This is a genomic window from Ureaplasma diversum NCTC 246, from assembly GCF_000731915.1.
GTDB classification, from domain to species: Bacteria; Bacillota_I; Bacilli_A; order Mycoplasmatales; family Mycoplasmoidaceae; genus Ureaplasma; species Ureaplasma diversum.
Genome location: NZ_JFDP01000089.1, coordinates 1 through 14,552, shown reverse-complemented (window position 1 = coordinate 14,552; position 14,552 = coordinate 1). Strand labels below are relative to the sequence as shown.

12 protein-coding genes are annotated in these 14,552 nt (G+C 27.5%); 6 read left to right on the top strand and 6 right to left on the bottom strand.

Annotation, left to right across the window (positions count from 1 at the left end; genetic code table 4):
* Positions 1-200: 200 nt before the first annotated feature.
* The 5 genes from UDIV_RS03975 to UDIV_RS03955 all read right to left on the bottom strand — a co-directional run bounded on the left by UDIV_RS03975 (position 201) and on the right by UDIV_RS03955 (position 7,280).
* Positions 201-1,310 (bottom strand): YbhB/YbcL family Raf kinase inhibitor-like protein, encoded by a 1,110-nt coding sequence (locus tag UDIV_RS03975; RefSeq protein WP_038103641.1) that lies wholly within the window; start codon positions 1,308-1,310, stop codon positions 201-203.
* A gap of 126 nt (positions 1,311-1,436) precedes the next feature.
* Positions 1,437-1,844, bottom strand: a complete 408-nt coding sequence (locus UDIV_RS03970; RefSeq protein WP_038103638.1) for a transposase — start codon at positions 1,842-1,844, stop codon at positions 1,437-1,439.
* A 240-nt stretch (positions 1,845-2,084) separates the two neighbouring features.
* Entirely contained in the window at positions 2,085-4,520 is a 2,436-nt protein-coding gene (locus tag UDIV_RS03965) for an SGNH/GDSL hydrolase family protein (RefSeq protein WP_038103636.1), read from the bottom strand.
* 235 nt (positions 4,521-4,755) lie between these two features.
* Complete coding sequence (dnaK, locus tag UDIV_RS03960) at positions 4,756-6,582, bottom strand: molecular chaperone DnaK (protein WP_038103634.1); 1,827 nt, start codon at positions 6,580-6,582, stop codon at positions 4,756-4,758.
* Positions 6,583-6,692: 110 nt separating this feature from the next.
* Entirely contained in the window at positions 6,693-7,280 is a 588-nt protein-coding gene (locus tag UDIV_RS03955; RefSeq protein ID WP_038103631.1) for an O-methyltransferase, read from the bottom strand.
* Between the two features lie 130 nt (positions 7,281-7,410).
* Here UDIV_RS03955 and UDIV_RS03950 point away from each other — a divergent pair, with 130 nt between their 5' ends.
* From UDIV_RS03950 to UDIV_RS03925, 6 genes are all read left to right on the top strand, one after another.
* Positions 7,411-8,406 carry a ribonuclease HIII gene (locus tag UDIV_RS03950; protein WP_081847839.1) on the top strand — a complete coding sequence of 332 codons (996 nt, stop codon included), beginning with the start codon at positions 7,411-7,413 and terminating at the stop codon, positions 8,404-8,406.
* Between the two features lie 42 nt (positions 8,407-8,448).
* Positions 8,449-8,724, top strand: coding sequence for a hypothetical protein (locus UDIV_RS03945; protein ID WP_038103627.1), 276 nt, complete (start codon positions 8,449-8,451; stop codon positions 8,722-8,724).
* 6 nt (positions 8,725-8,730) lie between these two features.
* On the top strand, positions 8,731-8,988 hold the full coding sequence (locus UDIV_RS03940) for a hypothetical protein (protein ID WP_038103625.1): 258 nt from the start codon (positions 8,731-8,733) through the stop codon (positions 8,986-8,988).
* A gap of 30 nt (positions 8,989-9,018) precedes the next feature.
* A complete protein-coding gene (locus tag UDIV_RS03935) occupies positions 9,019-9,378 on the top strand; it encodes a hypothetical protein (protein ID WP_038103623.1) in 360 nt (119 codons plus the stop codon).
* Complete coding sequence (locus UDIV_RS03930) at positions 9,365-9,697, top strand: 4'-phosphopantetheinyl transferase superfamily protein (protein ID WP_038103621.1); 333 nt, start codon at positions 9,365-9,367, stop codon at positions 9,695-9,697. Before UDIV_RS03935 ends, UDIV_RS03930 begins: the two co-directional genes overlap by 14 nt.
* Positions 9,698-9,804: 107 nt before the next feature.
* Entirely contained in the window at positions 9,805-13,281 is a 3,477-nt protein-coding gene (locus UDIV_RS03925; RefSeq protein WP_038103619.1) for a hypothetical protein, read from the top strand.
* A gap of 85 nt (positions 13,282-13,366) precedes the next feature.
* Here the strand turns inward: UDIV_RS03925 and UDIV_RS04635 are convergent.
* Positions 13,367-14,552: hypothetical protein (locus tag UDIV_RS04635; RefSeq protein ID WP_038103616.1), on the bottom strand; the 1,186-nt coding region annotated here is incomplete at its 5' end.

Below are 14,552 nucleotides of genomic sequence, written 5' to 3'. Positions count from 1 at the left end.
TATAATTTCTTTAATTTGTAAAAAAAAAAAAAAAGCACTATATATTTAAATGTTCCGGTTTTAGGTATTTTTTATATTTTAAAAATTTATGTTTTGTCCCTTTAATTGTTTCTTTATAGCTTTCTAAATTTCTTAGAGAGCAAAAAATACTAACATCATTCCTATTAGTATTTCTAGTTTAAAAATCGTTGCATCTTAAATTATTTAAATAATTTAGAAGTATAAGCTATTACATGCTTTGAAATTAAATCAAACATTCCTGCAACTGATTCATCTTCACTTGTTTTACTTAGTTCACTTAGTTCACAATCAAGCCCATAAACATGAATAGTATACAAACCTTTATATCTAGCATCTTTGTCTTTAAGAATTAATAAATCATCAACTAATGGTTGATATAAATCAGGATTAATATCAGTTAAATCAGCTCTTAATCCATATGAGTTTTTAAATTTAATTCTTTGTTCATTTGCTTTATCTATGATTTGAGCAAAGTTAACTAGTGGTACACCAAACTTATGAGATAGATGGTTTGATGTAATCATTACTGCATATGATTTAGCACTAGAGCTATCAATAATTTTAATTTTAGCTTTAGGGAATTTAGTATTTTCTAATAATTTAGCTTCATCATAGATATGTTGTTTGATATTTAAAACTTTTACATCTTCAATTTGGTGGTATGAATTATCAACAGCTTTAAATAAATGGTAGTTATCATACTCTCTTGATGATTCAACGACTATGTTGTTGCTATCTAAACTTAGTTTAGGAGAGTTAACATAAAACACTCCCATATTTAATACTTTAGCATCATAAATTGTTCGTTCAAAATCAGATAAGTGCATCACTAAATTACGGTTTGTAGAAATCTTATGCTTTAAAGCATAAATTTTAATTTCATACTTGTGATTTTTGTTTGGTGGGAATGGTGCATAATATTGGTTGTGTGCTAATTCTTTGTTGATTTCAACTAATGGGTGAGTTAGATATTGTGAAGCTGTATGTTCACCTTGATATAGGTTTCCTTTATTAAGTTTTGAATCATTAAACTTAATATAAGGTTCAAAGATATTAAGAGCTAATCAATGTACAAAAGGAACGCCCATTGCCCCTGATGCTTCATAGTCAATAATTGAAATAGCATAACTTGCTGCTTGAGCTAGTTTAGTAGGTGATCAAGCCATTTGTGGTGAGAAATAATTTAAACCAATTGATGTTGGTGCAAGATTGTAAAATTGGTCTAAATTTTCAACCTTAATTTGGATTGGACTGTTAATTGGAACAGCATGTAAGAATTTATTATTCATAGCAAAGAAAACCTTGTATATAGATGTTTAAATTATAAAACTATAATATTATAACAAGACTAAAAAAAGTAACCTTATATTAGCTATAAGATTACTTTAGTAAGTGTGTTGGCTAAAAAATCAATATTACTCAGTTCTCTCTTCATTGTTTCTTCTACTGGACAGCCATCGATAGTAACGTTTAGTGTTAGTATTAAAGGCTTTACACATTTTAGAAACACTGTATTGATGTTTAAATTTTTCAATCACTTGCATTTTTTGTTCAAATTCAATTTGGCAAGATCTAAAAATTTCAAGCTCGATATTTAGTTCTTTATTAGCAAGTTCAAGCTGCATGATTTTCTTCTCTAAATCTTTGATACGCTCGTTCTCACTAAGTGCAGTATGCTTCTTGTGTATATTAATTCATTTATAAATAACTGTACGATGAATGTTAGTTAAATTTGCTATTTCAGTGGTGGATTTACCTTGATTGTATAAATCTACGATTGCCATTTTAGTTTCAATATCATAAGTTCTGCGGGTTTGCTTCATTCAAATCTCTCCAAGATAATAAGGTGTTTTATAACTAGCAAGTTAAGAATTTTGCCTATACACTAATAAATATAATAACATATTTTGCAAATACCCCCTTGTGTTGAATCACCAAAAGCAAGACTTTTTCAAAAAATTATTCCAAGATATTTGAACTATTTAATTATACCTTTTGATATATATATATATATATATATGAATAAAAAATATCAGCCAAAAGGCTGATTTTAATTTTTGATTCTATGATTTGAATCAATTGAATATTCCTGAAGCTAAATTAGAGAAAAGAAGTTTAGCTACAAGTTGTTGGACATTAATTGGATTCTCAGAAATTATGTTTTGAATTAATTCCTGGATTGATTTAGATTTATTAAAGTAGTGGTTAGGTTTTTCTAATAATTTATCAACAAAGAATTCAATGATTTTCTTTAAGTTTTCTGGTTTAGCTATTTGATTCTTTGATCTACTTACTAAAAAACTACCTACTCCGCTTGATTGAGAAGCATATTTGTCTAATAATTGTAATGCACGCTCTGGAGTTAAAAATTGCCCTATTAAATTATTAAGAATTAGTTTTAATTTAGACTTGTCTTTAGCAAAAGGACTATCTGTACAAACCTTTTTTAAAATATTAAATATAGTACTTTCGTTTAATAAATTTACTTTTAAGACATCTAATAATAATTTTGATGTAATAACTTGAGTACCAGCTTTTTTATTTTTATCTAAATCTTTACTATCAAATTCATCTTGAATCTTAACAATTGCTTTATCTACAAAATCAGTTTCTAATATTACATATGTCAATATTTCTTTGTTAAGGTTAGCTAACATTTGCTGATCAGTTGATGATCCATTCTTATTAGCACTTAATAATTGTTTAAACTCAGGAACGAGTTGTGGAATTAAATCTAAATGTTCAGATATTCATGATTTAATAAATTCTGCAGCATTACTTTTATCTTTAAAGAATTCTCGAACTTTTCTATCATTTTGTAAATTATTAAATTTAAATAATAATTCATTACTTCTTGAACCTAATACTTTATTAATGATGGTTGCATTAGAAACATTAAAAGCAACTGTTTGCTTAAAGCTATTATTATCTTTACTAAAGTATGCTTGATCTCAAGCATTAACTAATTGTTTAGCTAAGTTAGCATCTTTTTGTGAACTATAATTTTCACCTAAACTAAGTTTTAGTACTAAATCTTGAGCCATTTTCTTATAACCATATTCTGTTGGATGGATATCAAAAATAGCTTTAGCAAATTGATCATTGTTTTGATTTCAATCATCTTCATCATTAACAGCAATGAAGTTAACATTTGTATTTAAAGCTGCTTTTTTAATTGTTTGATTTAAGACAGCTAAAATTTCATTTCCTAGTTTTTTATTTTCTAGTTTAGCAAATTCATTAATGATGTTTTGTAATCTTAGCAATGGCATTGGATAACCAACTAAGTTAATGTTTAGATTTGGATTAATTCTTTTAAGAGCTTTTATTAATTTTTCTAAGTTGTTTTGGATGGTTCTTGAGATTTGAGTTAAATGAGACTTAAGTTGTTCTAAAGCTAATAGCTTTTGTTGTTGAGTTTTTGCACTAAACACCGCTTTTATTAAATTGATGTTCATTGTTTGTGTAAAATCATTAGCACCTAAGGTAATCGTCATTAAATTAGCATCTTTAATAGCATTAACTAATCCACTAAATTGACTTTTATCATAATTTGATGAAATTTTTGAAGTATCGTTTAAATTCAATCCAAAATTTTTAAAATAGGGATCTAATTTATTTTTATATAAAGCTTTTGAATTAGTATCTCTGTCTTTTAATTTTTTAAAGAAATTAGCTTTATGATTTAATCTTGATAAATATGAAGCATCAGCTTCATTTAAAAAATACAATCAGTCATCAACTTTTGAACCAGTTAATCCTAAATTTAAGAAACTACTAACTCTATTAGGTTCAATCGTATTAAAATAGTTTGCTACAAAAGCAGGAAATGATAATCCAGAAATTGATTTATCTTGATTCATCTCACCACGAAGATCAAACCCAACTTCACCATTATATCCCGCTGTTACTGAATCCCCAACCGCTAAATATTTAATTGTTTCATTTGATTTAATTGCAGCATTTTCATAAACTTGTTGGTTTTGAATTTGATCTTGTTTGTTATTTTGTTCATTATCTTGTTGTTTAGGTTCAAATGAACTTGAATTATTAACTTTTTGATTATTTTGATGATTAGTTTGATTAACAGTGATATTCTCTTTTGAAGGATCTTGATTTATTACTTTAGAATCTTGATTTGAAGGTTTAATATCTTCTTGTTTAGGTTCAATCTTGTTATTAACTGATATTTGTTTTCTAGGAGCAATATCTTGTTCAGAATCATCAACTATTTGGTTAATAGTTTGATTAGATGCTTTATTTTGATTAGCTTGTTTTTTAGCTTTTTGATTTTTGTTAACAAACTTTGTTTGTACTCTTTTAGTATTAGAACCAGTTACATTGTTTGTAGTTTCTTGTTTGTTATCTACTTGTTGAACTGGGTTTTGATCAGAAGCAATTTGTGAACAAGCAACTGCAGTTGAACTAATCATTGCAGTTGATAAAACTAATCCACTAATTAATAATCCAACAAATCGTTTTTTGTTTCTTATTTTCATATCTTGCTCCTTTGTTTAATGTATTTTACTAAATACTATTTTATCTTTTCATTTAGATAATTAAAGCTAGCTATTTTTTAATTATAGCATTTGTTTAAATAAGAATAGGAGTTATATTAAACCATAAAAATTAATTAATTTAGTAATTTAGTTAATTTATTAACTAATATTAATAACAAATAAAAATCTAGAAAAGTTATATAGACCTTTCTAGATTTGAATCATAATTTAGTTATTAGTTTGCTTTATCTTCTTTATTTTTTGAATCAACATTTTCATCAGTTACAGTTGCTTCAGTTACATCATCAGCTGAATTTGATGATCCACTTTGTTGTGCTTGAGCTGCAAATTGAGCAGCTTGTTGAAGTAGGTTTTCGATTTCAGTTAATTTCTTTTCTAAATTTTCGTAATCTCCACCATCTTTATACTTAGTTAACTCATCAATTTCTTTTTCAAAATTAGCTTTTTGTTCAGCTGGCATCTTTTCATCGTTTGTAATTTGTTTTAATTGAGAAATTAAACTATCAGCACGGTTAACAAGTTCACGTTCGTGTTTTACTTTAGCATCTTTTTCTTTGTTTTCTTCTGCTTCTTTGATCATTCGATCAATTTCTTCTTGACTTAAACCTTGTGAATCTTTAATAGTGATTGTATTTTCTTTTTGTGTCTTTAAGTCTTTTGCAGTTACTGACATAATACCATTAGCATCGATGTTGAACTTAATTTCAATTTGTGGTACACCACGAGGTGCTGGTTCGATTCCACTTAATTCAAAGTTCCCTAATAATTTATTATCAGCAGCTAATGAACGTTCCCCTTGTACAATTCGTATATCAACAGATGGTTGGTTATCAACAGCTGTTGAGAATACTTGAGATTTAGAAACTGGAATCTTAGTGTTTCTGTTAATTAATGGAGTAGCAACCCCACCCATTGTTTCAATTGATAAAGTTAAAGGAGTAACATCTAATAATAAAATATCATCAATTTCACCTGCAAGTACTCCACCTTGAATTGAAGCACCAATCGCTACAACTTCATCTGGGTTTAATGAACGGTTTGGTTCTTTATTAGTTAATTCTTTTACTAAATCCTGAACAGCTGGAATTCTTGTTGAACCACCAACTAATAATACTTGATCAATTTCATTTAATGATAGTTTAGATTGTTCAATAGCATCTAATACTGGTTTACGACATCTTTCAACTAAGTGTCTTGTTAAATCATTAAAAGTAGCACGGTTTAGTTCTTTTTCAAAGTTTACAGGACTACCACTTTCATCCATTGCAATGAATGGTAATGAAATTGTTGTTGTATTAATTCCTGATAATTCAATCTTCGCTTTTTCTGCAGCATCTTTTAAACGTTGCATTGCCATTTTGTTTTTAGATAAATCTAAGTTGTGTTCTTCAATGATTGATTTTAGTAATCAGTTGATTACAGCTTCATCTCAATCATCCCCACCAAGTTGGTTGTCCCCACTTGTTGCTAATACTTCAAAAGTTCCGTCTGCCATATCTAACACAGATACATCAAACGTTCCTCCACCTAAGTCAAAGACAAGAATTCTTTGTTCTTTATCCATCTTATCAATTCCATAAGCAAGAGCAGCAGCAGTTGGTTCGTTAATAATTCTTTCAACTACTAAACCGGCAATTGTTCCTGCATTCTTAGTTGCTTGACGTTGAGCATCATTAAAGTAAGCAGGTACTGTAATCACAGCTTTTTGAACTTTTTGACCAATTTTCTTTTCAGCATAATCTTTGATGTAAGATAAAATCTTAGCTGAAATTTCTTCAGGTGTATATGCTTTGTTTAGAATTGTAACTTTTTGATCTGTTCCGATTAAACGTTTAACTGATGAAATTGTATTTGGGTTTGTAATTTGTTTACGCTTAGCAGCATCTCCTACTAAAACTTCATCCCCATTAAAAGAGACAACAGATGGAACTGTTCTTTTTCCTTCTGGTGTTTCAATAACAATTGGTTTCTTGTTTTCAATAATAGCAACACAAGAGTTAGTTGTTCCCAAATCAATTCCTAAAATAATTTCTTTAGCCATGTATATATACTCCTTACTAATCAATATCAATTCTTATTATGTTTGCGAATAGAGATAGTAAAAGTATACAATAAAATTTAGCAATTGTCAATTAAGAGTGCTAAAAATTGTTATTTAAATGTAATTAGTGCTAACCCATCATCTAGATCAACAAATTCAACATTAATAGCTATATTAGTTTTTAGATAATCAACTAATGCTTGATTAGCATTTAGTAGTTTTTGTTGGTTTTTAGTTAATTTAGTTAAACTAGATATCTTTTTTAAATAAATATTATCAATTATCATTAATCCATCTCTATTAAGATAATTTAAGTATTGATCAACTAAATCAATCTGTTTTGATTTTGGTCCATCTACTAAAATCACATCAAATTTATATTCACTTCTATAATCAAAACAACTAATATTAATTAATTTGATTCAGTCAAATTGATCACAAAACGATTTAGCTACTAAATGTTTTTCTAAATCTTTTTCTAGTGAATATATTACTTTTAAACTACTACAAAAAGTAGCCATATACAAACAACTAAACCCATAAGCTGTCCCAATTTCTAAATATGATTGATATTGTTTAGAATTAATCATATTAGCTATATATTGAGCACTACTATCTCTAAGTTTTGGAATACTATCAGCTTCACTTTTAGACTTAGCTAATTCTAGTTGTTGGTTTAATAGTTGGTTTTTAATCATTATTAATACTTTCAATTAAATCATTTAATGATCCACTTATTAATAATCTTAATAAGGAATAGAATAGATACTTGTATAATTTAAAGATAATTAATTATAAGCTAAAAGCTATTTAGTTTTAGCTTCTTAGTTGAAGGGAAAAGAATCTGTGCAACATTTAAGTATTAAAAAAGTCGATTCTAAAATCCTAGAACAAATTATTAGTTTACATTCTAAATACTTTATTGACTCAACTAATGAATATGTTAGTTATAGTTTTAAATACAAAACAACATTAATCCAAATATATACTAATAACACATTATATATAAGTTCAGAAGATATTAATTTATGAATTAGTTGAGTCAATAAATATAATCCTAAACTAGCTACTTATTTATCAAACAACTTCTTAAAAAATGAATATATTAAACAACAAGAAGAGATAGATATAGTAAGTGAGCAAGAATTATATAATCAATTTGATGTATTAATTGGATCTGATGAAGTAGGGATTGGAGATTTCTTTGGGGGAATTGTTGTATGTGCAGTTGCTTTAAATAAAGATGAACTAAATAAGTTTAAAGATCTAAACATTAATGATTCTAAAAAAATTAGTGATCAATACATTTTAGAATGTTATGATACTTTAGTTCAAAACACCACTTATTGTATTAAACACTACAGTCCAGTTCAATATAATCAACAAATAGCTAAATATCAAAATATGCACATTCTTAAAACAAGTTTACATATAAATGCAATTAATGAATTAAAAACTAAAATACCTACATCAAATGTTGGGTTAGTATTAGATGCATATTGTTCACAAACTAATTTTAATAAGTATGCAAAAGCAGCTAATCTAAATTCTTTAAACTTTGATGTTTTAGTGCCTAAAGCTGAAAGTTATTATTTATGTGTAAGTATTGCAAGTATGATTGCAAGAGGGTTCTTTTTAAAAGCAATGCTTAGCTTATCAACTAAATTAGGTATTGATTTACCCCTTGGGGCGTGGAATTTAAAGATAAAAAGTGTTGCACACCAAATCATTGATCAAAAAGGGTTTGGTATTTTAGAAAAAATTACTAAGAACCATTTTAAACCATTTCTTGAATTAAAAAAACAAAATGATTCAAATTCTTAAGCATTTTTACTAATTAAGTTAGTGAAAGGAATTTGAAAAAATATGCAAAAATTAAATCATCACTTAAAATTAGAATCGATTGGTGGGGCTGCAAAAGCTAAATCAATGGGTTTATGGGGTGGAATGATTTTGGGCAGTTTGTTTGGTGATAGTGTCTCCAGTATTTTTAATTTAGCTGCTCAAATTGTTTATATGAACAATCCTAATCCACTTTATTCAAAACGCGATTTATTAGATAATCCTGCTCCTAAGATTTATACAAGATTAAATCGTTATCCAACTACATCAAGCTTTAATGTTGGATCCCCATTCTTTTAAATAGTTATGCGGTTGTTAAAACATGAACAAAAACAAATAGCAGGTGGAGCTGCTATGTTTGCAATCTTAGGAGCGGTTGCAATCGGTATTAATGTTTTAGTTGGAATAGTTGCAGGAGCTATTAACATTTATTATGCTGCAAAACAAGCACCAATTAAACCAATGAAAGTTGAAGTAAATAAACCAGTTGTAGAAGAAACAGTAAAATGAAGCATTCTACCATCAGTTAATTTAACCCACCAACTTTATTACCAATCTAATTAGTACTATTACACTAATACAAAGGAATTAGATATGACTAAATACAATTTTAAATCAGCTAATGAAATTAGTTCTAAATATGAACATCTTAAGAAAAAATTACCAATTAATAGTGCTGGGTATGACCCAAAAACTGTTGATGATTTTATTGATAATATCACTATCTTTTTATCTGAACTTGAAGACCAATTAAATAGTGCACAAACTGCTTTAGCTAAATTAGAAACACTACAAAGTGATAATCAAATATTATGATCTAAACTAAAAAGTGTGCGTGATTGTATTCAAAAACTAGGTAAAGGAGAATACGATCCTAAGACATCATTTGTCAACAATAAAACATTACCTAATCTTGATGATATCGAACAAGAGCTTAAGAATGAATATAATTAATGGGATCGATCTTGTTAATTTAACAAGAAATGAATTTAATGATCCAGCTTTTGCTAAAAGAATTATGGTACAGCAAGAGTATGATCATTATTTAGAATTGGTTGATCAAGCAAAAGTTAAGTATGTTGCAAGCACTTTTGCGTGCAAAGAAGCTGTTATGAAAGCTTTTAAACTTACTTATGGTTATAAACAAATATATATTAAAAAAACAGAGCATTGTCGGTTAGTATATTTAAAAGGTATTTATCAGGACAATTTAACTCTATCAATTTCATATGCTGATCAATTTGTAATAGCTAGTTTAGTTGGATTTAATTAAAATTAAAAGCACATTTGTGCTTTTTTATTTGCTTTAGTTATGTCTTTTAGTGTTTTTTATTTAGTCTGTAATAAACTAGATTTATTAATGCAAATTAAGGATTAATTATGCTTAAAAATAAGAAGAGAATAATAAGTGTTGCTTGTTTGCTTACTATTGGTTTAGGATCAACAATAGCAGCCAGTTGTAAAACTGAAATAGCTAAAACTATTGAGAAGCAACAAGAAAATAACCCTGTTTTTGAACTAAAACAAGTTAGTTTAAATAATGATAAATATGATTTAAGTTTCAAAGTAAATAATCTAGATAACAAAACAATTGCTTTAGTTCTACACCCTAAGAACGATAAAAATAATAAGATTATTTCAGATAAAGTAACAGTTAGTAATAATGAAGTTACTATAAGTTTAGCTAACTTATCAAAAGAAGTAGTATATGAGTTAGCTCAAGTCCAAGTTTTTGAAGAAAATAAAGAAGCACAAACTATTAATTTAAACCAACCAATTGATATTAATTTAAACAATAATACTAATAATAAAACATTAACTAATATAGTTAAAAATGATAAAAAATTAGAACCATTTGCTGATAATGTAGTTGTTGGTGATACTAATGGTTTAAATAGTTTATTAAGAAATAAAACAACATTAGTTTATCAAAAAGATAATAGTAATATAGAAACTGATGCTAGTTTATTTACTAAAGAAAATTTGGTTAAGAAATATGGTAGTCAAACATCTTATTTTAGTAATTTAGATAAGAGTGTTGCTAATTTTAACGAGAGTTTACTAATAAGTTCATCTGATAAAGAAGATAAAGAGTTAACTCCAGAAGATGTATCTCTCAATGGTAATCAACTAATTGTTGATTTTAATGATAAATACAATGATAAATCTGTTCAAATCAACTTAAGATCATTAAACCCTGCAGTTAAGACATCTAAAGTATTAACAGCTCAAATAAGCAATAAAAAAGCTACTTTTGATCTAAAAGATTTAGTTAATCTTTCTCATCAATTTATGTTAACAACAATTAAAGTTGATAATCAATACATTGATTTAGAATACAACCCTGAGTATTTAGCAACCCTTAAACCAAGCACTAAACCTGAATTAATCAACTTTAGTTTTTATACAGAAAACAATCAATTATATGGATCAGCTATTTTAAAAACAAACCAAAATGATCTAAACCTATTAAATAAACAATTTGTATTTAATTTTAAACCTAAAGCAGATGAAAATAATGATCATATAACTGTTAAGAAATTAGTAGTTAACTATAAAGATTTATGAAAATTTGCAATTAATAATATCTTTAGTAATGTTTTATATGAACTAAGTTCTATTAAAGTAGTTGAACCTAATTTAACTTCAGCTGAAATCGATGTTAATTTAAATGATCAAGATGTTAAATTTAGTTTTAATCAACAATATCAACAAGCTAATTTAACAAGTTTAATTTCAGAGCAAGAAAACAAAGAAGTTAATTTAGATAGTGCTAATAGATTATTAACTAAAAAACTAAATTTAAATAGTCAAGCCCTAAATGAATTATTATCTAAAACATCAGAGCATAACCAAATTCCTTATTCAAGTTCTAACTTTAATGCATTAGTTAATTATTACTTTGATAAGAAATCAACATCTTCAACAATTTATTCATCAGCTAAAGAAGTAGAACTTATTAAAGATAATAAAGTGCTTGCTTATAATGTTTTAATGGGTAAAGAATTATTATCTAATCAAATTTTTAATATTAATCAATCTAAAAAGATAGCTACTTTAAATAAAGATCTATCTAAATTTACTAATCTTAAAGATCTAGATCCAGAAAATGTAATGTTTAGTTTTGTCTTTGAGTTAGATCCAAACTCTAAACCATTAAATTTAAATACTAGACTTTCTTCATATGAATCAGCTAACTCAAAAGTTAGAATCAATGTCCCTTATGCATTATTACTTAAACAAAAACAACTAAGCAATGTAGATTTTATTTTAGACTATAAAAATGAATCTACTATTATCCAATCATTAATTAGAAAAGAAATTATTAAAAAAGTTCAATTTGCTTTGAAATTAGAAAACAATATTTTAAGTCTAGAAATAAAAGCTAAAGACGCAGAAATTAACAACTCTTTAGCTGCTCATAATTTAGCTTCTAATCAATCTGTATTTGTAAGTAATAGTGATTTTTATGTTCACTATTTAGGTGGTACTAAATTATCATTTAATGAAAAACCAGTTGATGCATTATCACATGGTTTAAATGAAGTTTCTGTTAATCATTATGATTTATCAAAGAATAAGACACCTGATGAGAAAAATTCAACAAAACGTTTATTTGTTGAAGATAACTCAAAAGGAATTCAAGCTGCACGTGAAAGAACTTTTGTACTGAATCAAAACTTCGATGGAACTTGAAATATGATTGGTAAAGTCAAACCAAATGATGATAATGACCATAGATATTATGTAGGTACAAACTGACATATTTGAGATGTTGTTATTAGACGTTTCTATAAACCAACAACTGAATATCAAAAAATTGATTTAGGTGGAGATGTTTTATTAAACACACCTACATTGATTAGTAGAGATGAAACTGATAGAAAACGACCTCTATATACGAATGATAATCCGGATAAATCAAATGTATTTGATATGTATTGGAAACTAAGATATAAGAATCAAAAACCTGCTCAGCCTGATCCTGATGATTGATATAAAGAATCAGAAAGAAATTTATCAAAAGATCCAAATAGTTATAGCGTCCACTTTGATTATGGTGAACATCCAATTACTGTTAAATTAGTTAGAGATTATATCGATCCAATTAATAGACTTCATTATATGAAAGATAATCAAAATGAAGATATTAGTTATAATCGATTTAGAAATGCTCGTTATTACTCTAAACTTGACTTTTCAGTAGCAGAACTTGATGTTAGTTGATTCTTTGTTAATTTTGCTGAACAAGCTAAAAAGAAGCTAGAAGAATATACTTATAAAAATAAGAAACTAACTAAAGAACAAAAAGCTGTTGTTGATTTCATTTTAAACTGAAAAAATCTACCAAGTCTTGAATTAAGTAAGCAACAATACAACTTTACTCCAAGCTCTAATTTAAACTTCTACTTAGCAGCATTCCCTAATGAACAATCTGCTAATGCAGATGCACCTAGAAATGCAAATAGTGATCGCCCAATCCGTCGTTATCGTGAATATTTATTAGCACACCACGTTAATATGCGTTTTGATGTACCATATGACGGAGCATCATTTATACCAATTATGGTTGGTTTCTGAGAAAAGAACACAGATTTAGCAGCAGGTTCTTCTGGAGCTTTTGTATATGATCACGAGGGTAAACTAACTGGAGTAAATGTAGCAGGTGATGGAGATATGATCAATCCATATCGATCAAGAGATTACTTTATGTTAACTGATAACCAACTAACTTCATTCTATGGTAATGAAGATCTAGTTAACCAACAATCTTTCTATCACCATGTTAAACGATTAAGTTGGTTATATCCTAATAAATATCAAGATATATTTGCATCTAAAAAGAACTCTCAATAAGTAATATCTAAATAGTTTATTAATTAAAAATTAGAACACATCATGAATTGGTGTGTTCTAATTTTGGTTATTTAATCGTTATAAATTAAGCTGCAGCCTTCTTATATTTTATTTCAATTTCTTTTGATGCTTGGTTTAATAACTCTATTTTTTTATTATCTTCCATATATCACAAATTTATAAGCTTATATTTACCTTCTGGAGCTCCTGTTGACTCGTTATAGTATTTATACGTTTCAATAACAACTAGCATAGAACCATCGCTTAATTCTTTTCCAATTATAAATGGACCTTTATCACTTGCTGAAAGGCTAGCTGAGTCATCCTCTTCTTCATAAAGCCCTTTATTAAAACCTACTATATCAAGTAGCATTTTGAATTTCTTAGTTTTTATTTTTTCAAATGTTTCTTTAGAAGTTTTGAATTGGAAATTTAGATAATTTCAATCTTTATTAGGTCCGTCTAAACGAATTGAAGCTGAAGTTGGTGTTAGTTTACCTTTTCTTTCATTTTCTTTTTCAGTATATTCTTTAATGATTTCTTCTATTTTTGCTACTTGGTCATTACTATTAATATCATCAATTTTCTTTATTAGAGCTTTTTTATCATCTTCTAATAAATAAACAGAACTAGAAACCTTTGTTTTAGCATCTTGTTTCTTTTTATCTAATGTATCTTGATCAGTTTCTTTTTTATCTGGTTGTTCTTGGTTTTTAGGAGTTGTATCGTTGCCAGCTTCCCCATTGTTTGGACTAGGAGTTTCAGTATCTGTTTCTCCTGGCTTTTGTTTCATTTCACTTTCTTTTGAATCAGGTGTTGGTTGTTTAGTATCTGAGTCTGCCTTTTTACCATTTTCTGAATCTGAACCAGATTGTTGTTTATTTGATTCTCCAGACCCGGCATTTTCATCTGGTTTCTTATTATCATCAGAACCAGAACCTTCTTTTGGTTGCTCATTTTTGCCAGTTCCTGTATTACCATCCCCAGATCCTACTTTTGGTTTATCAGGAGCTTCAGTGCCTACATCATCCTTAGGTTTTTCTGCAGTGCCACCATTAGCATCTGGTTGATCACCTTGCATTTTTTTATCTTCTTGTTTAGTAGAATCCTTACCAGTGCTAGATGATCCTGCTCCATCTTTAGGTGAAGTTTCAGAATTTGTATTAGTTGAGCCTGCTGACGGATTAGTTGTGTTGTTTTTAGAACCTTGTTTACTTGGGCTTGTAGTGCTACCACTTCCTGGGTTTGTAGATTGAGTTCCACCAGATTGT